The following is a 405-nucleotide window of genomic DNA, read 5'->3' as shown; positions in this document are numbered from 1 at the left end:
CTAGGTTGCCTTTCAAATTTTCTGATAAACTTACACCAATTTGTTGATTTTTCGCTCGAAGGCTTATGACAACTACAGAAACAATAAATGCGGAAATGTTGCTCGAAATGGAATCTGTCAACGTGATGCCATTTACCGAGCACGATAAAATCATCTTGAGATCTTACGAAGCGGTCGTGGACGGCATTGCCAGCCTGATTGGTCCTTTCTGTGAAATCGTTCTTCACTCACTCGAAGATCTCAATACCTCTGCAATCAAAATCGCTAACGGTGAGAACACTGGTCGTCAGGTGGGCTCTCCTATCACAGATTTAGCGCTTAAGATGTTGAAAGACATCGAAGGCTCTGAGCGTAATTTCTCGCGTTCGTACTTTACCCGCGCAAAAGGCGGCGTATTGATGAAGT

At 44.0% G+C, this 405-nt stretch carries 1 protein-coding gene; it reads left to right on the top strand.

Going from position 1 to position 405, the window contains the following annotated elements; genetic code table 11:
- Nucleotides 1–65: 65 nt before the first annotated feature.
- On the top strand, nucleotides 66–405 hold a 340-nt coding region (locus AW165_RS18625; protein ID WP_228138769.1), incomplete at its 3' end, for a PAS domain-containing protein.

Source organism: Acinetobacter sp. LMB-5, assembly GCF_001541635.1.
Lineage (GTDB): Bacteria > Pseudomonadota > Gammaproteobacteria > Pseudomonadales > Moraxellaceae > Acinetobacter > Acinetobacter pittii.
This window is presented reverse-complemented; position numbering and strand designations above follow the sequence as displayed.